Annotated in this window: 25 protein-coding genes; 22 read left to right on the forward strand and 3 right to left on the reverse strand. The window is 53.8% G+C overall.

Going from position 1 to position 19,849, the window contains the following annotated elements:
* Positions 1–2: 2 nt before the first annotated feature.
* Complete coding sequence (locus ACIHKT_RS00570) at positions 3–641, forward strand: hypothetical protein (RefSeq protein WP_086034925.1); 639 nt, start codon at positions 3–5, stop codon at positions 639–641.
* 57 nt (positions 642–698) lie between these two features.
* Here ACIHKT_RS00570 and ACIHKT_RS00575 read toward each other — a convergent pair whose 3' ends face one another.
* The gene (locus ACIHKT_RS00575; protein WP_086034926.1) at positions 699–1,337 is read right to left on the reverse strand and encodes a Crp/Fnr family transcriptional regulator; all 639 of its coding nucleotides are present in this window, start codon (positions 1,335–1,337) and stop codon (positions 699–701) included.
* A gap of 161 nt (positions 1,338–1,498) precedes the next feature.
* On the opposite strand from ACIHKT_RS00575, the gene leuC reads away from it, so the two are divergent.
* From leuC to hflX, 21 genes are all read left to right on the forward strand, one after another.
* Positions 1,499–2,758 (forward strand): 3-isopropylmalate dehydratase large subunit, encoded by a 1,260-nt coding sequence (leuC, locus tag ACIHKT_RS00580; RefSeq protein ID WP_086034927.1) that lies wholly within the window; start codon positions 1,499–1,501, stop codon positions 2,756–2,758.
* A 16-nt stretch (positions 2,759–2,774) separates the two neighbouring features.
* The gene (leuD, locus tag ACIHKT_RS00585; RefSeq protein WP_086034928.1) at positions 2,775–3,269 is read left to right on the forward strand and encodes a 3-isopropylmalate dehydratase small subunit; all 495 of its coding nucleotides are present in this window, start codon (positions 2,775–2,777) and stop codon (positions 3,267–3,269) included.
* A gap of 130 nt (positions 3,270–3,399) precedes the next feature.
* Positions 3,400–4,110, forward strand: a complete 711-nt coding sequence (locus tag ACIHKT_RS00590; protein WP_086034929.1) for a response regulator transcription factor — start codon at positions 3,400–3,402, stop codon at positions 4,108–4,110.
* Positions 4,111–4,191: 81 nt separating this feature from the next.
* Positions 4,192–5,826 carry a sensor histidine kinase gene (locus ACIHKT_RS00595; RefSeq protein WP_404352523.1) on the forward strand — a complete coding sequence of 545 codons (1,635 nt, stop codon included), beginning with the start codon at positions 4,192–4,194 and terminating at the stop codon, positions 5,824–5,826.
* Positions 5,813–7,258, forward strand: a complete 1,446-nt coding sequence (locus ACIHKT_RS00600; protein ID WP_174192616.1) for a S1C family serine protease — start codon at positions 5,813–5,815, stop codon at positions 7,256–7,258. Before ACIHKT_RS00595 ends, ACIHKT_RS00600 begins: the two co-directional genes overlap by 14 nt.
* A gap of 198 nt (positions 7,259–7,456) precedes the next feature.
* Positions 7,457–7,771 carry a hypothetical protein gene (locus ACIHKT_RS00605; RefSeq protein ID WP_086034931.1) on the forward strand — a complete coding sequence of 105 codons (315 nt, stop codon included), beginning with the start codon at positions 7,457–7,459 and terminating at the stop codon, positions 7,769–7,771.
* Complete coding sequence (locus ACIHKT_RS00610; protein WP_086034932.1) at positions 7,758–9,005, forward strand: PBSX family phage terminase large subunit; 1,248 nt, start codon at positions 7,758–7,760, stop codon at positions 9,003–9,005. Before ACIHKT_RS00605 ends, ACIHKT_RS00610 begins: the two co-directional genes overlap by 14 nt.
* On the forward strand, positions 9,002–10,159 hold the full coding sequence (locus ACIHKT_RS00615) for a serine/threonine protein phosphatase (protein ID WP_236849699.1): 1,158 nt from the start codon (positions 9,002–9,004) through the stop codon (positions 10,157–10,159). Before ACIHKT_RS00610 ends, ACIHKT_RS00615 begins: the two co-directional genes overlap by 4 nt.
* A gap of 3 nt (positions 10,160–10,162) precedes the next feature.
* On the forward strand, positions 10,163–11,035 hold the full coding sequence (locus tag ACIHKT_RS00620; protein ID WP_086034933.1) for a hypothetical protein: 873 nt from the start codon (positions 10,163–10,165) through the stop codon (positions 11,033–11,035).
* 25 nt (positions 11,036–11,060) lie between these two features.
* Positions 11,061–11,393, forward strand: coding sequence for a hypothetical protein (locus ACIHKT_RS00625; protein WP_086034934.1), 333 nt, complete (start codon positions 11,061–11,063; stop codon positions 11,391–11,393).
* Positions 11,394–11,406: 13 nt separating this feature from the next.
* Positions 11,407–12,411 carry a phage major capsid protein gene (locus ACIHKT_RS00630; RefSeq protein ID WP_086034935.1) on the forward strand — a complete coding sequence of 335 codons (1,005 nt, stop codon included), beginning with the start codon at positions 11,407–11,409 and terminating at the stop codon, positions 12,409–12,411.
* A 66-nt stretch (positions 12,412–12,477) separates the two neighbouring features.
* Positions 12,478–12,813, forward strand: a complete 336-nt coding sequence (locus tag ACIHKT_RS00635; RefSeq protein WP_157658873.1) for a hypothetical protein — start codon at positions 12,478–12,480, stop codon at positions 12,811–12,813.
* The gene (locus tag ACIHKT_RS00640) at positions 12,810–13,097 is read left to right on the forward strand and encodes a hypothetical protein (RefSeq protein WP_086034937.1); all 288 of its coding nucleotides are present in this window, start codon (positions 12,810–12,812) and stop codon (positions 13,095–13,097) included. Before ACIHKT_RS00635 ends, ACIHKT_RS00640 begins: the two co-directional genes overlap by 4 nt.
* 90 nt (positions 13,098–13,187) lie before the next feature.
* Entirely contained in the window at positions 13,188–13,700 is a 513-nt protein-coding gene (locus ACIHKT_RS00645) for a LysM peptidoglycan-binding domain-containing protein (RefSeq protein WP_086034938.1), read from the forward strand.
* A complete protein-coding gene (locus ACIHKT_RS00650) occupies positions 13,697–14,569 on the forward strand; it encodes a hypothetical protein (protein WP_086034939.1) in 873 nt (290 codons plus the stop codon). Before ACIHKT_RS00645 ends, ACIHKT_RS00650 begins: the two co-directional genes overlap by 4 nt.
* Before the next feature lie 21 nt (positions 14,570–14,590).
* The gene (locus ACIHKT_RS00655) at positions 14,591–14,926 is read left to right on the forward strand and encodes a hypothetical protein (protein ID WP_086034940.1); all 336 of its coding nucleotides are present in this window, start codon (positions 14,591–14,593) and stop codon (positions 14,924–14,926) included.
* The gene (locus tag ACIHKT_RS00660; protein WP_174192620.1) at positions 14,927–15,265 is read left to right on the forward strand and encodes a hypothetical protein; all 339 of its coding nucleotides are present in this window, start codon (positions 14,927–14,929) and stop codon (positions 15,263–15,265) included.
* A gap of 11 nt (positions 15,266–15,276) precedes the next feature.
* On the forward strand, positions 15,277–16,344 hold the full coding sequence (locus tag ACIHKT_RS00665) for a baseplate J/gp47 family protein (protein WP_174403087.1): 1,068 nt from the start codon (positions 15,277–15,279) through the stop codon (positions 16,342–16,344).
* A complete protein-coding gene (locus tag ACIHKT_RS00670; protein ID WP_086034943.1) occupies positions 16,341–16,907 on the forward strand; it encodes a hypothetical protein in 567 nt (188 codons plus the stop codon). Before ACIHKT_RS00665 ends, ACIHKT_RS00670 begins: the two co-directional genes overlap by 4 nt.
* A 70-nt stretch (positions 16,908–16,977) precedes the next feature.
* Positions 16,978–17,421 (forward strand): hypothetical protein, encoded by a 444-nt coding sequence (locus tag ACIHKT_RS00675; RefSeq protein WP_086034944.1) that lies wholly within the window; start codon positions 16,978–16,980, stop codon positions 17,419–17,421.
* Between the two features lie 81 nt (positions 17,422–17,502).
* The gene (gene hflX / locus ACIHKT_RS00680) at positions 17,503–18,762 is read left to right on the forward strand and encodes a GTPase HflX (protein WP_086034945.1); all 1,260 of its coding nucleotides are present in this window, start codon (positions 17,503–17,505) and stop codon (positions 18,760–18,762) included.
* On the opposite strand, the gene ACIHKT_RS00685 is transcribed toward hflX, so the two are convergent.
* Positions 18,759–19,238 carry a hypothetical protein gene (locus ACIHKT_RS00685; protein WP_086034946.1) on the reverse strand — a complete coding sequence of 160 codons (480 nt, stop codon included), beginning with the start codon at positions 19,236–19,238 and terminating at the stop codon, positions 18,759–18,761. The genes hflX and ACIHKT_RS00685 overlap by 4 nt on opposite strands.
* Positions 19,216–19,713, reverse strand: coding sequence for a flavin reductase (locus ACIHKT_RS00690; protein ID WP_086034947.1), 498 nt, complete (start codon positions 19,711–19,713; stop codon positions 19,216–19,218). Before ACIHKT_RS00690 ends, ACIHKT_RS00685 begins: the two co-directional genes overlap by 23 nt.
* Between the last annotated feature and the right edge of the window lie 136 nt (positions 19,714–19,849).

The raw sequence follows: 19,849 nt of genomic DNA on the forward strand, positions 1-19,849 counted from the left end.
CGATGGCACGTGAGCGTTATCTGCTGCATGCGGATGAAGAAACAATCCACAGTGGTGAGCTGAAGCGGGCCCCAAAAACACCGAAGGAAAAACGGGAGAATTTTTGGTATTACCATAAGTGGCATGTGCTGATTGCGATTGGCATTGCGATTGTGGCGGCCCTTTTCCTGCATGATGTTTTTGGCAAGGTGCGCCCTGACTATCAGGTGGGGCTGATTACACAGTATCAGGTCAGCCAGGATGTCATCGACGATTATCAGGCGAAGCTTGAAAAGTGCGCGAATGACCGCAACGGTGACGGACATATTACCGTAGAAATCAGTAATTATGCGGTTGGTTTAAGCAATATGGACCCACAGCGGGCACAAATAAACGAAACACGGCTGCTGGGCGACCTCAGCGATTACAGTGATATGTTTTTTTTATGTGATGAAATAGGGTATACCTATATTCAGCAACAGGGTGCGTGGGATACCTCCCACGCAAAAATGGCGCTGCCAAAGGCAATGCAGCACGAAGGTTTGACGTTAACGGCCAATATGCGTGTACTGTACCCGGATAACGATAAAAAATATACGGTGCACAAGGAATACTGGGATGCCAGCTACCGCGTGTATCAGAAACTGATAGGCAAGAAATAGCTGTTAGAGAACCGAGACCGCTGTGAAACGAAACTTTCACAGCGGTCTCGGTTTTGTCTATCCGGCGGCAAAAGCTGCCAATGCGGGGCGGTTTGTCAGGGTAATGCTGCGATAACGCAGCGCAACCCAGCCTTTTTGTACAAATGTGTGCAGTATGCGGTTGACGGTGATGCGTGTAACACCGGCCAGTGCACCCAAATCTTCCTGAGAACGACAAATGGTACCATCTGCCGCAGCAAGGGAAAAGAGAATATTTGCCAGCCGCCGGTCCGCCGACAAAAAAGAAACGGTATCCAGCTGTTCAGAAAGCATTCGCACCGTTTTGGCAAGTGTCTGCAGCATTTGCAGCGCAAAAGAAGGGTCCCGCCGAAACAGAGCAGTTAGCTGTTCGCGGCCGATAACGGCGATTTCACAGTCTGTCAGGGTGCGGGCACAGGTGGTACGCGGTTCACCGTCCAAAAAAGAGGCCTCGCCAAAAATGGAGCCGGGTTCCCGCTCGGTCACCGTTTTTTCCGTCCCTTCGTTGGAAATAAGGAAAATGCGGACACGGCCTTTTTTCAGATAATAGAAACAGTGCCCTGCCTCCCCTTGCAGATACAGAATGTGGCCGTGCGGTACTGTATGCAGGGATTGCCCTTGCGCCAAAACAGACCATCCGGCGGCGGGAGCAGTGAAATGAAAACTGTTAGGTTCCATGAAAGCACCTCTTTTTCCTATCTTTCCGTACGGACAGGGACACAACGTGCCCACAGCCCTTATCTTTATGGATTATTGCAAAAAGTGTAACATACTTTACATTCTTTGTAAATGAATTGTGCGATAATCAGGAAAAGAGTTTTGGCAAGGAGGCATTTGGTATGGGAATGACCATGACACAGAAAATTCTGGCGGCGCATGCGGGACTGGACAGCGTAAAACCTGGCCAGCTGATTGAGGCAAAGCTGGACCTCGTATTGGGCAACGATATTACCAGCCCGGTGGCAATCCACGCATTTGAAGGCTGCGGCGCAGACAGTGTGTTTGATAATCAGCGTATTGCGCTGGTGCTGGACCATTTTGTGCCGAATAAAGACATTAAGGCGGCCGAGCAGTGCCGCTGTACACGTACTTTTGCCGGCAAATATAATATTCAGAATTTTTTTGATGTCGGCAAAATGGGCATTGAGCATGCCCTGCTGCCGGAGCAGGGACTGGTTGGACCGGGCGACTGCATTATCGGCGCGGACAGCCACACCTGTACCTATGGCGCGCTGGGTGCGTTTTCCACCGGTGTGGGCAGTACGGATATGGCTGCCGGCATGATTTCCGGGAAAGCATGGTTTAAGGTTCCCACAGCGATAAAAGTGGTGCTGAAAGGCAAGCCGAGCGGCTATGTCTGCGGCAAAGACGTGATTCTGCATCTCATTGGGGAAATCGGTGTAGACGGTGCCCTGTACAAATCGCTGGAGTTTACCGGGGAAGGTGTGGGGGCGCTGTCCGTGGAGGACCGCCTGTGCATGGCGAATATGGCCATTGAGGCCGGCGCAAAGAACGGCATTTTCCCAGTAGACGAGAAAACGCTGGCCTACGAAAAAGGCCGTTTTCAACGGGAAGTGAAGATTTATAAAGCGGACCCGGACGCCGAATATGAGCGTACCGTGGAAATTGACCTTTCCACTCTGCGCCCGACCGTCAGTTTCCCACATCTGCCGGACAACACCCGCACCATTGCCGAAGCGGTGGGTGTTAAAATCGACCAGGCAGTCATCGGCTCCTGCACAAACGGCCGTATGGAAGATATGCGCGCGGCGGCGTCTATTTTAAAGGGCCGCAAAGTCGCGGACGGCGTGCGCTGTATTGTCATTCCGGCAACACAGAAAATCTATCTGCAGTGTATCCGTGAGGGATTGATAGAAACCTTTATTGAAGCGGGTGCGGTTGTCAGCACACCGACCTGTGGGCCGTGTTTGGGAGGCTATATGGGCATCCTGGGAAAGGGAGAGCGCGCGGTTTCTACAACGAACCGCAACTTTGTCGGCCGTATGGGCCATGTGGAAAGTGAAGTCTATCTGGCAAGCCCGGCGGTTGCGGCGGCAAGTGCTGTGACCGGTGTGCTGACAGACCCGGCCAAGCTGTAAAAGGAGGATGCAGAGCATGGTTGTAAAAGGAAAAGTACATAAATATGGGGATAACGTTGACACCGACGTCATTATTCCGGCACGGTACCTGAACACGTCCTCCCGGGAGGAACTGGCACAGCACTGCATGGAAGACATTGACAAGAGCTTCATTGAAAATGTCAAACCCGGGGACATTATTGTTGCCGATAAAAACTTTGGCTGCGGTTCTTCGCGGGAACACGCACCGATTGCCATACAGGCAAGCGGCATTTCCTGTGTGATTGCCAGCACCTTTGCACGTATTTTTTACCGCAATTCCATTAACATCGGTCTGCCGATTCTGGAATGTGAGGCGGCAGCAAAAGCGGTTCGGAATGGTGATGAGGTGCAGGTGGATTTTGCCACAGGAAAGATTCAGGACCTGACGACTGGCGCATCCTTTCAGGCGGAGCCGTTTCCGCCGTTCATTCAGAATATCATTGACCAAGGCGGGCTTTTAAATAGTCTGAAAAACAAGAAGAAACCGTAAAAAAAGGGACTGCTTCGGCAGTCCCTTTTTACTGCCACTATTTTGGCGTTCATAAAAAATTCATCATTTGCAAAGCCAATCCTTTTATAATAAAATACGTATATCTACAGGCTAAAGGAGGGCCCCTGACATGACAAAAGGAAAAATACTGGTCGTGGACGATGACCAGAATATCTGTGAGCTGCTGCGGCTCTATATTGAAAAAGAAAACTTTGAGGTGGTTATTGCAAATGACGGCCGCCAGGCCTTGAAACTGTTTGATGAACAGAATCCGGACCTTGTTCTGCTGGACATTATGCTGCCGGAGTTGGACGGCTGGCAGGTTTGCCGGGAAATCCGGAGAAAGAGCCAGTGCCCGATTATTATGCTGACGGCCAAGGGTGAAACTTTTGATAAGGTGCTGGGTCTGGAACTGGGCGCCGATGACTACGTGGTTAAGCCCTTTGAAACCAAAGAGGTGGTGGCGCGGATTAAAGCGGTACTGCGCCGTACGGGCAAAAACAACAACCAAACGGTCAAGGAAGTACACTACGACAAGCTTTCCATTAACCTGACCAACTATGAACTGAAAGTCAACGGAAAGGTTATTGATACACCGCCAAAGGAAATGGAACTGATTTATCATTTAGCCAGCAACCCGAACCGCGTTTTCACCCGCGACCAACTTCTGGATGAAGTATGGGGATTTGACTACTACGGTGACAGCCGTACCGTGGATGTACATGTGAAGCGTTTGCGTGAAAAGCTGGAAGGTGTTTCTGACCAGTGGTGCCTGAAAACGGTATGGGGCGTTGGGTATAAATTTGAAGTCAAGGATGATACAGACCAAAACGGCCAGTAAATTGGCCGGAAAGCGCTGGTATCCCGCATCCCTGCGGCAGAGGCGGGATAAACATTTTGCAGGGAAAGATGAGTGGTCATAGTGAGCAAACAAGGAAAACCAAAGTCGCTGTTTAAAAAATATCTGCGAATGACGCTGCTGACTATTTTGGTCAGCTTTACGATTCTGGGACTGGTTATGCTGCTGTTTTTCAACAGCAACTGGAAGCATGAAAAACGTGCGGCCCTGACCAAAAATGCCACCAGTGTGGCGGACATGGTCACCCACGGCACAGCGCCGGACAGCTCCGGCGGCACAAAAATTGACAGGGAAGCACTGGACCAGTTCCTGCCGGCTTTGTGCCGCATCAATTCCAGCGATATTCTGATTACAGACAATAAGGGAAATATTATGGTATCCGGACAAGGCGTAGACGGAACGATTAATGTCAGCAGACAGGTACCAAAAGACATCATGAAACGGGCACTGGCGGGCAGTTATGATGACGAAACGCTGCTGGGCGGTATTTACGCAATGCCGTACTATGTGATAGGCATGCCGGTAAAAGCGAATGCTTCCAGCGGCGGACAGACGATTGGCGCGGTTTTCGCCAGTGTGGCGGTGCACAGCCTGACGGAATACCGCAAGGATATTTTCCGGATGTTTCTGTTTGCAGCGTGCGCGGCTTTTGCCGTGGGATTCTGTATGGTCTGGGTATTTTCCTACAATATGGTGCGCCCGCTTCGGATGATGGCGGACGCGGCCAGAAGCTTTGGGGAAGGAAACTTTTCCAAACGGGTGCCGGTTACCAGCCGCGACGAAATAGGCGAATTGGCAGTTGCCTTTAACCACATGGCAGAGTCACTGGCAACCAGCGAGTATACCCGCCGAAACTTTATCGCCAATGTTTCCCACGAACTAAAGACGCCGATGACAACCATTGCCGGCTTTATTGACGGCATTCTGGACGGAACTATTCCGCCGGAAAAGCAGAAGCATTATCTGCGGATTGTTTCACAGGAAGTAAAGCGCCTATCCCGGCTGGTACATACCATGCTGGACCTTTCCCACATCGACAACGGTGAACTGAAGCTGCACCCAGCACGTTTTGACATTACCAATACCGTGCTGACGACAATGCTCAACTTTGAAAAACAGATTGAATCAAAAAGAATTGAAGTACAGGGACTGGACGAAACGCACCCGGCTTTTGTGGATGGCGACCCGGACCTGCTGCACCAAGTTATTTACAATCTGGTAGAAAACGCAGTTAAATTTACAAATCCCGGTGGCTATATTCGCGTCAATGTTCGGGAAGAGTCCGCACGCACAACCGTGACGATTCGCAACAGCGGCGAAGGAATTGCGTCGGAGGAATTGGGGCAGATTTTTGGCCGCTTCTATAAAACAGACAAATCCCGCAGCAAGGACCGCGCTGGAATGGGATTGGGGCTTTACATTGTGCGTACCATTGTACAGCAGCACGGCGGTGAGATTACCGCTCGCTCTGAATTAGGCAAGTACAGTGAGTTTTCCTTCTGGCTGCCAAGAGAAATTCCGCAGCAGGGGGAGAAGCTGCCGACGACAACTGTATGTGCGCAGGTAGTAGAGCCGTCCCGACAAGCTTACCAGAAAGGGAAGAACGCCAAGCCCGCGCCGGAAAATATGAAAAAAGAAAACAGCGATTCTGCTTCTGATGCTCCAAAAGAAAAGGACGGTAAAGATGGAACAAAATAAACAGCCGCAGTCCGAAAACAACGGACAGCAGCCATATCGTCCGGAAATTTGGTATCCTGCCGGCTGTCCGCAAAAGGAGAAGCCTGATGCAGGAAAGACACAGGAGGACGCTCCAGTGCCACCGCAGGGAAACGGTCCTGCCTATCGAAATCCGGCAACAGGCGCCCCACAGCAGGGCGGCTTTGTGCCGCCCTGCCCGCCGCCGTATCTGCCGGTCGGCGGCGGTTACCGCCCGCACCGGCCGATGAACAACGGCACGCGGGTGCTTATCGCCATTCTTTCGGTACTGCTGGCGATATTTGTCACGCTGTTTGCTGTGACTTTTTCAAACCAAAAGACTTCCGAAGCGGGGCAGGACAGTTCTTCCTCTTCTTCTCAGCCGAAGGAAACCGAAAGCAGTTCCCGCGCTTTCAATACCGTTCCTAATGACGGAAAGGGCACAGGCAGCAGTATCATTATCCAGGAAAAAAGCGGTGCGGTAATGTCTGCACAGAACGTTTTCAGCAAGATTAGCCCTAGCGTTGTGGGCGTGCTGACAAAGCTGCCTGATGAGGACGGCAATGAAAGCGACAGCCAGGGAACCGGCATCATCGCCAGCAGCGACGGCGTTATCCTAACCAACGCGCATGTCATAGGATACAGTCCCAGCGCGGACGTGAATGTAGTACTGCCGGGCAAAAAAGTTGAATATAAGGCTCGCATTCTGGGCTTTGACAAGACGAGTGACCTTGCCGTCCTGAAGATTAGCGCAACCGGACTGATGCCTGCCCAGTTTGGCAGCGAAAACGAACTGCAGGTTGGTGAGCAAGTCATTGCCATTGGCAACCCGAGCGGAATGGACTACAGCAACAGCCTGACCGGCGGCTATGTTTCTGCACTGGACCGCACCATCGCCGGCCACAGCGGAAACGGCATGACATATATCCAGACGGACGCGGCAATTAACCCCGGGAATTCCGGTGGACCGCTGTGCAACCTGTATGGGCAGGTTGTGGGAATTAACTCCTGCAAAATAGTAAGCACCGGCTACGAGGGCATGGGGTTTGCCATTCCGGTCAGCAAAGCCAGCACGATTATTAACCAGCTGATTCATACCGGTTATGTGCCGGGCCGTACGCGTATCGGCATTACCTGCGCCCCAGTGTCCCAGCTGGAGATGCAGATGAAAGGCATACCAAACGGCCTGCAGATTTTTTCAATCGACAAAGACAGTCCACTGTATCATAATGGAGTAGAAAAGGGCGATATCCTGTGTGAGTTTGACGGCAAAGATGTGACGACTACGGATGAGCTGCTAGGGCAGATGACCAGTTACAAGCCGGGAGACAAAGTACGGGTAAAAATTTATTCGGTCAGTCAGCGGAAAATGCTGACGAAGACCGTTGCACTGCTGGAGGATAAGGGCGAAAGTTCGTCCTCCGCGGCAAAATAACAAAAAGCACTGTCTGCTTGTTAAACAGACAGTGCTTTTTTAATGGAACGGTTCTCTGCATTTATTTGCGGAGAGCCGCTTTTTTATCCTTTTTTAAAAAGTTCTATAAAAAATTCGCCTAAAACGGCGAATTCCATCTGCGTTTGGCCGGAGGGGTGCAGGGACAACCTGCAAAACCAAAAAGAGAGGAGCAAACACATGGATACACAAAAAGAAGCACTGCGTGTCTGCCGAAAGCTGGCCCGCGGGAAGGTGAATGACGCGGTACGGCTGTTGTTTTTTCCACCGGAGGCCAGCGACCTGCAAAATTTGGATTTGTCGTGTGTGGAAGAAATAAAACGCAGCGACAAAGGCAGTGTGGAAATCAAATTTGCCGACCGGCTGAAAGCCGCGCAAATGATGGCGGAACTGGGCGGTGGCGAAAACATGCAGCCTTTGTACAGCGCACTGAACCAGTCAGCACAGGCAGTGCGGGAGGAGGGCGGACCGAGCGGAAGGGATGCGCTTCAGTAAACAGCAGCTGCGGGCCATGAGCTGGTGGTGTCCCGGCAGCGGTGACGAACAGAAGGACGCCGTTATTTGTGACGGAGCAGTGCGCAGCGGCAAAACGCTGTGCATGGGGCTGGGCTTTGTGTGCTGGGCAATGGCATGCTTTTCAGACAAGAGCTTTGCACTGTGCGGAAAAACCGTGCGTTCTTTAAAACGGAACCTTGTTACGACACTGCTTCCGGCACTGTCGGCTGCCGGTTTCGAATACACCGTAAAAGGGAGCGAAAACCTGCTGACGGTTTCCGCCGGACAGCTGAAGAATCGTTTCTATCTGTTCGGCGGACGGGACAGCAGCAGCGCCGCGCTGATACAAGGAATTACTTTGGCGGGTGTGCTGTTTGACGAGGCGGCGCTGCTGCCGCGGGAGTTTGTCCAGCAGGCACTGGCACGGTGCAGTGTTGAGGGTAGCCGCTTTTGGTTTAACTGCAATCCAGAGGGACCGCAGCACTGGTTTTACACGGAATGGATACAGAAGGCGGCGGAAAAGAATGCGCTGTACCTGCACTTTACCATGGAGGACAACCCCTCTCTTTCCCCGCGGATGCGTGCCCGCTACCGGAATTTGTATACCGGAACTTTTTACGAACGGTACATTTTGGGCCGCTGGGCCGCGGCGGAAGGACTCATCTATCCATTTATGACGGACAAAATGGCTGCGGACAATCCCAAAACCTGTACGGAGTATGTAGTGAGTTGTGATTATGGCACAAAAAACCCCAGTTCCTTTGGATTATGGGGCAAAAACGGTGGCTGTTGGTATCGACTGTCAGAATATTACTATGACGGGCGGCAGCACAGCCCGCGGACAGACGAAGAACATTACTGCGCGCTGGAAAAGATTTGCCGCGGATACAGAATTCGCTGTGTAGTTGTGGACCCCTCGGCGGCAAGTTTTATGGAGACCATCCGCAGGCATGGCAGGTTTCCGGTACTGCCGGCAAAAAATGAGGTGCTGCAGGGAATTCGCCGCACGGGATTGGCACTAAAAGAGGGCCGCATTCGCATCTGCCACGGCTGCCGGGACACTTGGCGGGAATTTTCGCTGTACCGCTGGCAGGACGGTAAAGAAGAACCGCTGAAGGAGAATGACCATGCCATGGACGACATTCGGTACTTCGTTTCTACGGTTCTGCGGCAGGAGAGCGGTGGCTTTGCGGCGGCGGCCGTTCCGCGGAAAGAGAGGGAAGAAAAAAGTTGATACGAAAAAAGAGAGGGAAAAAGGTATCGGCAGGTACGCTGGCTATACAGACTGGCGGACAGGATCTGCCGTTTTCAGCGGTACAGCGGTATGTGCCGCTGTCCAGCGGAGAATTGGGATTGTATTGGAAGCTGCGGCAGGCGGTGCCGGTTATTGACGCAGCCATTGATAAGCTGGTGAGGCTGGTGGGAAAGTTCCGCATTGTCTGTGCCGGAGAGGATACACGGCTGGAATTGGAACAGTTCCTCAGAACCGTGCCGGTGGGGACCGGCGGGGCCGGTATTACAGCCTTTTTGGACTGCTATTTGGACCAGCTGCTGACCTGCGGCAATGCGGTAGGGGAGGCCGTGGTGCAGGGCGGAGAGCTTCGGGCACTGTACAATGCTTCTTTGCAGGACGTAGAGCTGCGGGCAAAGTCACCGGTGGAAATAGAAGTGCGTCGCCGGTGTGTCGGCGGCAGCCGGCCGGTGCCGTACCCGGAGCTTGTCTTTCATACAGCGCTGAACCCACTGCCGGGAAGCGCCAAAGGCAGGAGCATTCTGCAGGGGCTTCCTTTTGTAACCAACATTTTAGTTACGATTTTCCACACCATCGGTGTCAACTGGGAACGCGTAGGGAACGTACGGTTTGCCGTTACCTGCACCCCAAATGAGGACGACCGCGCCTTTGCTGCGGAACACGCGGAGCAAATGGCACAGGAGTGGAGCCGTGCCATGCGGCCGGACAGCAGAAGCGACTTTGTTGCGGTCGGTGATGTACATATTCAGGCAATCGGTGCGGACAACCAGGTGCTGGACAGTGCGGTACCGGTGCGGCAGATGTTGGAGCAGATTGTGGCGAAATTAGGGCTGCCGCCGTTTCTGCTGGGGCTAACGTGGTCGAGCACTGAGCGCATGAGCGGCCAGCAGGCGGATATTTTGACCAGTGAACTGGAAGCGTACCGCCGTCTGCTGAATCCAATTATCCGCCGCATTTGTACGCTGTGGCTGCAGCTTTCCGGCAGGGGAAATGTGCCGTTCCAGATTGAGTGGAACGATGTAACGCTGCAGGACGCAACCGAACTTGCCACAGCGGCCCTGACACGCGCCCAGACAGAACTGACCAAGATGCAGACAAGAAAACTGCGGCGGGAGCTGCAGGGAAAGGGAGAATGATAAATGCAGAACGGATATGTGCTGAAAAGTGTGCAGGCACCGGAAAAAGAGGATCTGCAGAAAATTAACCAGTACACACGAAGGCCATTTTCTAAGGAGGAAGTGTACACCTTTGGGCTGGTGCTGTGCGACAACGAAATCGACCGTGACGGCGAACGCTTTTCCGTATCGGCCTTGTATGGGCTTGCTGGCCTTTTCCTGGGGAAAAGCGGGCTGTTTAACCACAGCATGGATGCACGAACACAAAGCGCACGCATTTACGACACCAGTGTGGAAACAGACACCAGCCGAAAAACAGCGGCGGGGGAACCGTACAGCCGCCTGACCGCAAAGGCGTATATGCCGCGCACCAAAGGCAACGAGGACTTGATTTTGGAAATAGACAGCGGCATTAAAAAAGAAGTGAGCGTTGGCTGTGCCATGGGCAGTGCAGTGTGCTCCGTATGTGGGGCAGACCGCCGAAAACACCCCTGTGGGCATCAAAAAGGCGGAAAATATCAGGGAAAGGTTTGCTGTACCATTTTGAGCGACCCGAAAGACGCTTATGAATGGAGCTTTGTCGCAGTACCGGCACAGCGGGCTGCCGGTGTTACCAAAAGCTATCCGCCAGCGGCGGAAGAAAGCGAGGACGCCGCCGAATGGGGACGGCGCTGGAAAGAACACCTGACAGAGGAAACGACCCGTTATTTTTCACTGGCGTGCCCGGGCGTGCCGGCCGCATCGGCTAAGAAGATGACGGAGAGCCTGTCGCCGGAGGAACTGGAACAGGTGGAAAAGGTCCTGTCCCATGCGGCAAACCGGCGCCTGCCGCTGCAGGTACAGCTGGCCCCGGAACGGACAGCCGCACCGGATGAGAACAACGATTTCCGCATTTAAGGAACAAGATATTTAGGAGGAAAAAATGGAAACTTCAATGAATGGATATGGAGAAAACGCAGCGACTTTTCTTTGCAAGACACAGCTGACGCCGGGTACACCGGTGATGGTGACGGCAAACGGCACCGTGTCCGCGGCAAGTGGAAATTTCTGTGGCGTGGTGCTGTCGTGGCGCGACGGTGTGGCGGCCGTGCAGATGGAGGGCTATGTACAGCTGCCCTACAGCGGGGCAAAACCTGCGCTGGGGTATCAGACTCTGACCGCGGCAAATGGAAAAGTGGCGGTTTCCACAGCGGACGGCGGCGTTCAGCGGCTGGTCGTGGACACTGACAGTACAACAATCGGTCTGCTTCTGTAAGGAGGGCATTTATATGGCATTTTATGAAAATTTACATTTGGACAAGGGCATGTACGGCACCGGAAAATCCTTTACACAGGTGCTGGAGGGACTGGATAGTTCTGAAAATTACCGTGGAACACCGCTGGAGGACCTAGACGCGTATCAGCGGCAGCTGAAGCGCTTTGACATTCATGTAAGTGGCGCGGGCAGTGACCGTGTGGAAAAGTTCTTCCAGACGGGAGACAGCGCTGCCCTGTTCCCAGAGTATATCTGCCGTGCGGTACGGCAGGGCATGGAGCAGGAGAATCTGCTGCCCCGGCTGGTGGCTACGGTGACAAACGTAGAAGGAATGGACTACCGCACCATTGTCAGTGCGCCGCTGGAAGAGGAAAAGAAACTGAAAACGGTAGCCGAAGGCGCCGCGATTCCACAGACAGTCGTGCGCACACAGGACCATTTGGTGCAGCTGCATAAGCGCGGCCGCATGCTGGTGGCAAGCTACGAAGCACTGCGCTTTCAGCATTTGGACTTGTTTACCGTTACGCTGCGGCAGATTGGTGCGTATATTGTGCGCGCACAGATGGGCGACGCGGTGCAGGTCCTGCTGAACGGCGACGACGGAACCGATAAAGCCGAAGAGATTTCCGGTGAAGCGCTTTCTTATGACAGCCTTTTAAAGCTGTGGGGCAAACTTTCACCTTATCGTATGAATGTGCTGCTGGGCGGTACGGCCGCTGTACAGAAAGTGCTGGGCCTTGCGGAAATGCGTGACGCACAGGCGGGCCTAAACTTCCAGGGGACAGGCAAGATGGTTTCGCCCATGGGTGCGGAACTGCTGCATGTGCCGGATGTACCGGACGGCAAACTGCTGGGACTGGACCACACCTGTGCATTGGAAATGGTGCAAGCAGGCGGTGTACAGACCGAGTATGACAAGCTGATAGACCGTCAGCTGGAACGTGCGACCATCAGCACGATTGCAGGATTTACAAAAATTTTCAACGGTGCTGTCAAAATGCTGGATTATACGGACTAAAGCAGGAACAGAACTGGGCGGGTGGGTTTGGGAAGTCTGTTTTTGCAGATGGAAAAGGAGAGAAACATGGAAACAGACAATATCTTAAATAAGCTGCAGCTTCTGCACGGCTTGCAGGCGGACGAAGCAGAGAAATACCGGCCGCTGGCACAGGAAGCGGTGGACCGGCTGGAGAACTGCCGCCGAAAAGATGGGGGCGATTCCCTGCTGGAAACTGCCGCTGCCGCACTGGTGCATTTGCAGCTTACCCTGACGGAACCTGCAGGCAGCTTCACGGCCGGAGATGTGCACGGCGACAACACACAGGAACGTGCAGCGGCAAAAGAACTTTGGAAGGAGTCACTGGCGGCCGCCGCGCCGTACCTGCGTGATGAGCGTTTCATTTTCAGGAGCGTGCCATGACGCGGGCCGCGTTTGTTGCGCAGATGCTGGAACGATACGGTGAGGAGGCCGTGTGCGGTGGTCAGAAAGCGCCAGTCGTTCTGCGGTCGCTGCGTCCGAACGATTTGCAGGACAGCCGCAGCATCTGTACAGCTCCGGCGGAATTTTGCCCGCGGGAGGGCACAAAACTGTCTTGTGGGGGCCGGCTGTATACCGTACTGCGCTGCGGTGGTCGGTACCTGAAAAACCGGCGGCTGTACACATGGGCCGTGCTGCAGCAGGAAGGAGAGGAAGACTGTGAATGAGGAACTTCTGACACCGCAGGAAAAACTGAGCGAGGAACTGGAAATGCAGTATCTGCGCTATCCGCGGCCCCCACAGGAGGAGAGCGGAACATGAAACAGCTTTTTATGGCGTACAAGGATTTTACATGGCCGCGTCTGCCGGACAGCCTGCAGATGCAGAACCAGAAATATGTGGATGTCCTGCCACAGCCGGAAAGCGGGGAAACCCTGCAGGAACTGGGGCAGCATGGACGCGTGGTGTCCGGCAGCGGCGTATTTGTTGGCGAGGAGGCAGAGCAGGAGTGGGAAGCGCTGTGTGCCTGCTATGCTGGGGGAGGTTCCGGAACACTGTATTTGCCGGGCAGAAAGCCGGTGCAGGCGATTTTTGCGGAACTTTCGCTGCAGCAGCCGCTGCGCCGGACTTACATTGTGTATCGATTCCTTTTTCAGGAACTGCTGCCGCAGGCAAAACAGCCGGGAGTGTACACAGCCAAAACAGGTGACTGCCTGTGGAGCGCGGCCACGGCAGCCGGTACAACGCCGGAAGAACTGCTGCAGGCGAACCCTGGGCACATTCGATGGGCCAATGAGCTGACGGCTGGACAAAAGCTGGTGGTGCCGTGAACGGCATTCTGTATGATGCGGACGGCGGACAGCAGATACTGGCATCGCCTGTGAAAGTAACCCTGCAAAGAAGTGTGAGCGCACCGGCCGATGTTTTGGAGGCGGTCTTTCCGCTGACGGGGCCCGTGCGGCCGGCTGCCTTTTTCCGGATGGCGGCGGCGGGCAAGGTCCTGTTTGACGGGCCGGTGGACACCATGCGGGAAACAGACGGCAGGCTTTTGCACCTTTCGGTGCGCAGCAGGGCGGCGCTGCTGCTGGACAGCCAGGCACTACCGGGAACATGGCTGCACCCGGGGCTGCGGAATTTGTTCCAAACCTGCGCTGTACCATACGGATTCACACAAATCGTGGGCGATATGCGTGTATTTGACACACCGTATACCATTGATTCCAACAAAAGCGAATGGCAGGCACTGGACACGTTCTGTCAGTCATTTTTGGGGACAGCTCTGTGGGAGGAAAACGGCGTTCTACGCGCGGAACAGCCCACTTTTTCAGAACCGGCGGTGTTGGGAAAATCGGGTATTCCGTATCTAAAAGTGTGCCGCACTTGGCAGATGTATCGGCAGCTTTCGGAGGTGTGGGGCATCCGCAGCGGCGAACTGGAGAATTGTATACAGGATTCGGCAGTTCGGCAGACGGGTATTCTGCGCAGGCGCATCAGTGCTGCACCTGAGGCAGCACTGCAGGAAGCATGTGGACAGGTGCAGACAACATCGGTCTTGTGCGTGGGCTGGCAGCCGGTGAAGCTGTGGCAGCCAGCGGTACTTTGGCTGCCGCAGGAGACACTGCAGCTGCAGGTTAAACAAATTTTGTACCAGCTGAGTACAGAAGGCAAAACAACGCGCCTGTTGCTGCAAAACGGATAAAAACGGGAGGCAGCGAAATAGATGTGGATTGTAGACCGGCTGCTGCAGGAAAACCGCGGCAGCAGCACCAAGACAGGCATGATTACCGGAGAAAGCAGTGCCCAAACAGCGGTTTCCGATGAAAAGGTGCAGATGTGCGGGCCGTGGGGAGTTCAGTGGTGCGCACCCGCGGGCAGCAAAGCAGTGCTGCTGAAAACAGACAGCGGCACCATGTGTTTGGGAACCGCCGGAAATACAGATGATTTAAAGCCGGGAGAACTGCGGCTGGTGTCGCAGGGTGGAGCGGAGGTTTACCTGACAGCGAGCGGAGAGGTTGTGATTAACGGCCAGACCTTTGCGGCGAAGGAGGAGAAGTAAGTGGAAAATCGGCTGGAAAACGGGGATTATGTTCTTTCACCGGGCGGTGTGCTGGAAACTGTGGACAAAGAGGAGGCACAGCTGCAGGGTGCCGCAAGACGGCTGCTGATACAGCGGGGAAGCTTTGTGTATGCACCGGACTTTGGCTGCCGGACATTTTCTGCGGAACAGGCGGCGGCGCCCGGCGCTGAACAGAAGGCGGTGCTGCTTGTCCAAGAGGCACTGGCACCGCTGGCGGGGAAGGTCCTGCTGCAGAGGGTACATTTGGAGGAAACAGGAACGTCAGTTCAGCTGCGCGCAGGCAGTATGGAAAAAACAGTTTTGGTGCCATATGCGTAAGGGGTGAAAGAATGATTTCGTATGAAGAATTGGTACAGAAGATGGAGAACACATATCAGGAGAAGACCGGTATTCAGCCGACGGCAGACAGTGACACGGGGGTGTGCTTTCGGGTATTGGCGGGCGAATTGTACAGCTTGTCGGCCAATGTTGAGTGGCTGAAGGCATCTCTTCTGCCGCAGACTGCTGCGGGTGAACAGCTGGACAAACTGGCACAGCAGGCGGGACTTTCCCGTACGTCTGCGGCAAAGGCACAGGGAACGCTTCGCTTTACCAAAACGGCGAAAAGCACGATTTTTACAGTAATTCTTTCAGCGGGAACACGCTGTACGACCGGCGGAAGCCATCCCGTCGTTTTTGAAACACTGGAACAAGTGGAGCTGGACTGTGGCCCAAGCTCGGTGGCGGAGGTCCCTGTCCGCGCGGTCAAAGACGGGGAAGAAGGGAACGTCTTAGCTGGGACGGTAACACAGCTGGAGAAAAGAAATGCTTATATTGAGGCTGTCACCAATCCAGCGGCCTTTTCCGGCGGGCGGACGGAAGAAACCGATGACCAGCTGCGGAAACGTCTGATGGAAGAAGAAAAGCAGACGGATAACGGCGCAAATTCCGCTTTTTACAGGAAGACAGCACTGCAGCAGCCAGGAGTCAGTAGCGTTTTTGTACAGACAGCTGTTCCGGAAAAAGGCGGGGTGACGATTTGGCTTGCCAGCCGGGGTGCATCCGTGACAAATGACACAGCGGCAAAGGTGAAAGCTGCGCTGGAACAGATGCGTGGACTGAATGTGCAGATAAAAGTTTATCCGGCAAAAACTACGCCGGTTCAGCTGACAGTACAAGTGAAAAAGAAAGAAGGACAGACGGACGAAGACACCAAAACGGCTGTCCAGCAGGCAATGAAGGACAGTTTTGACGAACTGAAAATCGGACAGACCATGACGGCGGCTCGGCTGATGGCGGCTATTATGCAGACCGGATGCGCGGAAGATGTTCTGCTGCCAACGAATTTGGTGTTTCCGACTGCGGCTCCGGATACACTGGTGACGCTGAACGCCGCATCGGAGGTGGTGTTGCTGTGAAACCGCTTGACAGTATGCGCCGCCGTCTGCAGCCAATGGGTGCCTATGACCTGCAGAAGGAAAACAGCTTTGCGGCGGCAAAGCTGGAGGCTTTTGCCGCCGGGCTGGATTCCGTTTATGATATGTTGAACGAAATAGAACAAGAGGCCTTTCTTGTCAGTGCACAGAGCTGGGGATTTTCCGGTGTTTGTTCCCTGCTGGGAATTGTGGACGGAGGAGATCTGCGTCGGGCAGTTGGTCTGTTTCTGTGCAGCCCAGCGGCGAAAACTTGTACACGGGCGTCTTTTCAGCGTTTGCAGCAGGCACTGGGAATTGCCGGTCCACTGTATGAATGCCCAGCGGACGAGAAAGTGATTTTTTGTCCGGAAACGCTGCCGGAAGACCGCGCGTTTGTTGTACGTGTGCTGCGCCGAATGCTGCCGGCACAGCTGCAGGGGGAACTGGACCTGAGCGGTGCAGATGCCACATGGAAGGCACTGGACAGCGGCGGTGCTTCCTGGAAGCAGCAGGATGCCAAAAACCGTACGTGGAAAACATGGGACGGGGAGAGAGTAATATTTTAGAGTGCTTTTATAAGCAGATATTAACAGATTAGTTTTTTAAGCACAGGTAAAACTAGAGGAGGAGAATAGAATGCCATCCAGCAGCAAAACAGCCCACGGGCTTAATCTTTGGAGTGCGGAAGACCATCCGCAGCGAACGGATTTTGTAAGTGATAACCAAAAAATTGATGACCTTTTTTCACAGCATATCGCGGATACGGCCCTGCACAAGACGGCCAGCGACAAAACGTCGCTGACCATGGGGACCTATAAAGGAAACAACGAGGATATGCAGCTTGTTTCGCTGCCCTTTGCCCCGCAGGTGCTCTTGATTTATCCGCAGAACCAAAGTCCGATTCAGAAGGACGCGGCTGGAAATTTGGTTCTATACACGGGAGCAGTCGGCGGGTTTGTGTACGGTGACGGTGTATATCTGCAGGGCAGCGGCTTTGCCGTGCAGAACGACGATACGGACAGTGTATATACCAAACTAAACGAGAAGGGAAAAACGTACCGCTATATTGCGTTCCGCTGATTTGCAAATAAAGGGCGCAGGGCGTACAATAAAGCAAAACCTGACGAACTTTGTGAAAATGGCCAAGCGGGAGGAAACAGTATGTATGAAAATAAGCGGGAGCTGCCACGGGCCCTGCTGGTGGAGTGTGACACCGGAGAGGATGACGCAGAGTCTTCGCTGGCAGAGCTGTACGAACTGGTGCGCAGCGCGGGTGCTGTCCCTTTTGGGGCAATGACGCAGAAACGCCCGTCCGCGGACGCTGCGACCTGTGTAGGAAAAGGCATGGTGCAGCAGATTGCGGATTTTTGCGAAAAACACCACATAGAACTGCTCATTTTTGACCGAGAGCTAACGCCTACCCAGATACGAAATCTAGAGGAAGACACAAGCGTGCGGGTAGTGGACCGTACCATGTTGATTATGGACATTTTTGCCTGCAGTGCCCGCAGCAGAGAGGGTAAGCTGCAGGTGGAGCTTGCACAGCTGGAATACCTGCTGCCGAGGCTTTCTGGAAGAGGAACGGCACTGTCACGTTTGGGCGGCGGCATTGGTACACGAGGCCCCGGTGAAACCAAACTGGAAACCGACCGCCGTCATATCCGTGGCCGTATCCGTTCCCTGCAGGTACAGCTGGAAGAAGTGGAGAAACACCGGCAGCAGATAGAACGCCGCCGGCGAAAAGACGGTGTAGTCACAGCGGCACTGGTGGGATATACCAACGCCGGGAAAAGCACACTGATGAATGCGCTGACAGACGCGGGTGTGCTGGCGGAGGACCGCCTTTTCGCTACGCTGGACCCAACAGCCCGGGCGCTGCGCCTGCCAAATGGATTTTCTGTTATGCTGATAGACACCGTCGGGCTGGTGCGCCGACTGCCGCATCAGTTGGTAAAGGCGTTTCGGTCTACGCTGGAGCAGGCCGCGCAGGCGGATATCCTTTTAAACGTCTGTGATGCTTCCAGCCCAGAAGCACAGACACACCTGAAGGTGACCAGCGACCTGCTGACAGGACTGGGCTGTACAGGGAAAATGCTGCCGGTGCTTAACAAATGTGACCAAGTGCCGGGGCTGACAGGCCTGCCGCAGATAGGGCAGGGCATACGCATCAGTGCCAAAACAGGGGAGGGCATTCCGAATCTGCTGCAGGCAATACAGGATGCGCTGCCGGTACAGGTGCGCCGTGTGCAGCTGCTGCTGCCATTTTCACAGAGCGGACTTGCCGCTCGTGTGCGGGAGCAGGGAACAGTGCTGCAGGAGAAATATACATCGGAGGGACTGGCGCTGGAAGCTTTTGTCGGGCCGGCACTTTTCCCCGCGGTACAGCCATTCCTGCAAACGAACAGCATCACAAAAGCCTAAACTTTAATCACTCGGTAAAAACCGTTTTTATATAAAATAGAGATCCACTGCGGAAACGGCTTGTTCGCACGATATGGTGCGGTGCACGCTGATGTGGCTATTCTGTATGACCGCGAAAACCGCTGGGCGATTGATGATGCCTGTGACCCGCGGAACAACGGCACCAGGAAGGTTTGCTGCAAAAGCTGTACAAAATATTTGGAAGATGAAATAAAACAGAATCGTTCTTTTATTATACTGTGCTCAATAAACATTTGTTGCCGGTGCTGATTTTCTTCCTGCTGTTTCAGAAGAACTTTATCCAAGGAATACTCAGCGGTGCCGTCAAAGGCTGAACCTTGTTTTTCCGAAAAGAATGCCCTCTGTACAAGCTTTATTGCTGCACAGAGGGCATTTTGCTGTCGTTCTGCGGAAAAACAGCTTTGTATACCTTTACTGTATTTTCTTGCAGAATTACGGCTGCAAAGCCTTTTCAATTTCTCCAACGAACAGAATATGGTAGTCTTTGTTTGGATACCAGCGAGTATCCAAAGAGGAATCCACCAGGCCGTGCGGGTCCATTGGTTGGCGGTACAGTTTCCGGCATACCAGCGTCAGCTTTGCCTGCTGAAATACCGGTACCTTCGTGCCGGGCACCAGTGTCAGACCGGCCGCGGCGATTTTTTCGTTTTCACCGCCGGAGTGACTGCCGCAGTAGTTAAGGGCGGGGCGGTATTTTTCATCAAAGAAGCTGAGTGTCCAGTGGTCGGCCTTCTCCAAAAAGGTGAGCGTATGGCGCTGTGGGCGGATAACAATGGCGGCAACATTCTTGCCCCACATAACACCCAGTCCGCCCCAGGAGGCGGTCATGGTGCTGCACTTTTCGGGCGAACCGGCACTTACCAGCATCCAGCCCTTTCCGATTTGGTCAAATGGGGCAAACGGCAGTTTTTCTGCGGCAATTTCTTTCATAGGTAAAAAACCTCCATTATGCAGTATTTGGTATCTTTTCAGTATAGCACAAATGGGCATGAAAAAAAACGAAAGCCGCCGCCTTCTGAAAAAAGACGGAAACCGAATATTTATGTGAATAATTCTTATTCAAAAC

Origin of the sequence: Caproicibacterium sp. XB2 (genome assembly GCF_044880635.1) — a bacterium.
GTDB classification, from domain to species: domain Bacteria; phylum Bacillota; class Clostridia; order Oscillospirales; family Acutalibacteraceae; genus Caproicibacterium; species Caproicibacterium lactatifermentans.

Bases quoted from the DNA above. Each gene is read 5' to 3' on its own strand.
- ACIHKT_RS00570 (WP_086034925.1), top strand. From the start codon at position 3: ATGGCACGTGAGCGTTATCTGCTGCATGCGGATGAAGAAACAATCCAC.
- ACIHKT_RS00575 (WP_086034926.1), bottom strand. From the start codon at position 1,337: ATGGAACCTAACAGTTTTCATTTCACTGCTCCCGCCGCCGGATGGTCT.
- leuC (WP_086034927.1), top strand. From the start codon at position 1,499: ATGGGAATGACCATGACACAGAAAATTCTGGCGGCGCATGCGGGACTG.
- leuD (WP_086034928.1), top strand. From the start codon at position 2,775: ATGGTTGTAAAAGGAAAAGTACATAAATATGGGGATAACGTTGACACC.
- ACIHKT_RS00590 (WP_086034929.1), top strand. From the start codon at position 3,400: ATGACAAAAGGAAAAATACTGGTCGTGGACGATGACCAGAATATCTGT.
- ACIHKT_RS00600 (WP_174192616.1), top strand. From the start codon at position 5,813: ATGGAACAAAATAAACAGCCGCAGTCCGAAAACAACGGACAGCAGCCA.
- ACIHKT_RS00605 (WP_086034931.1), top strand. From the start codon at position 7,457: ATGGATACACAAAAAGAAGCACTGCGTGTCTGCCGAAAGCTGGCCCGC.
- ACIHKT_RS00610 (WP_086034932.1), top strand. From the start codon at position 7,758: ATGCGCTTCAGTAAACAGCAGCTGCGGGCCATGAGCTGGTGGTGTCCC.
- ACIHKT_RS00620 (WP_086034933.1), top strand. From the start codon at position 10,163: ATGCAGAACGGATATGTGCTGAAAAGTGTGCAGGCACCGGAAAAAGAG.
- ACIHKT_RS00625 (WP_086034934.1), top strand. From the start codon at position 11,061: ATGGAAACTTCAATGAATGGATATGGAGAAAACGCAGCGACTTTTCTT.
- ACIHKT_RS00630 (WP_086034935.1), top strand. From the start codon at position 11,407: ATGGCATTTTATGAAAATTTACATTTGGACAAGGGCATGTACGGCACC.
- ACIHKT_RS00635 (WP_157658873.1), top strand. From the start codon at position 12,478: ATGGAAACAGACAATATCTTAAATAAGCTGCAGCTTCTGCACGGCTTG.
- ACIHKT_RS00640 (WP_086034937.1), top strand. From the start codon at position 12,810: ATGACGCGGGCCGCGTTTGTTGCGCAGATGCTGGAACGATACGGTGAG.
- ACIHKT_RS00645 (WP_086034938.1), top strand. From the start codon at position 13,188: ATGAAACAGCTTTTTATGGCGTACAAGGATTTTACATGGCCGCGTCTG.
- ACIHKT_RS00655 (WP_086034940.1), top strand. From the start codon at position 14,591: ATGTGGATTGTAGACCGGCTGCTGCAGGAAAACCGCGGCAGCAGCACC.
- ACIHKT_RS00665 (WP_174403087.1), top strand. From the start codon at position 15,277: ATGATTTCGTATGAAGAATTGGTACAGAAGATGGAGAACACATATCAG.
- ACIHKT_RS00675 (WP_086034944.1), top strand. From the start codon at position 16,978: ATGCCATCCAGCAGCAAAACAGCCCACGGGCTTAATCTTTGGAGTGCG.
- hflX (WP_086034945.1), top strand. From the start codon at position 17,503: ATGTATGAAAATAAGCGGGAGCTGCCACGGGCCCTGCTGGTGGAGTGT.
- ACIHKT_RS00690 (WP_086034947.1), bottom strand. From the start codon at position 19,713: ATGAAAGAAATTGCCGCAGAAAAACTGCCGTTTGCCCCATTTGACCAA.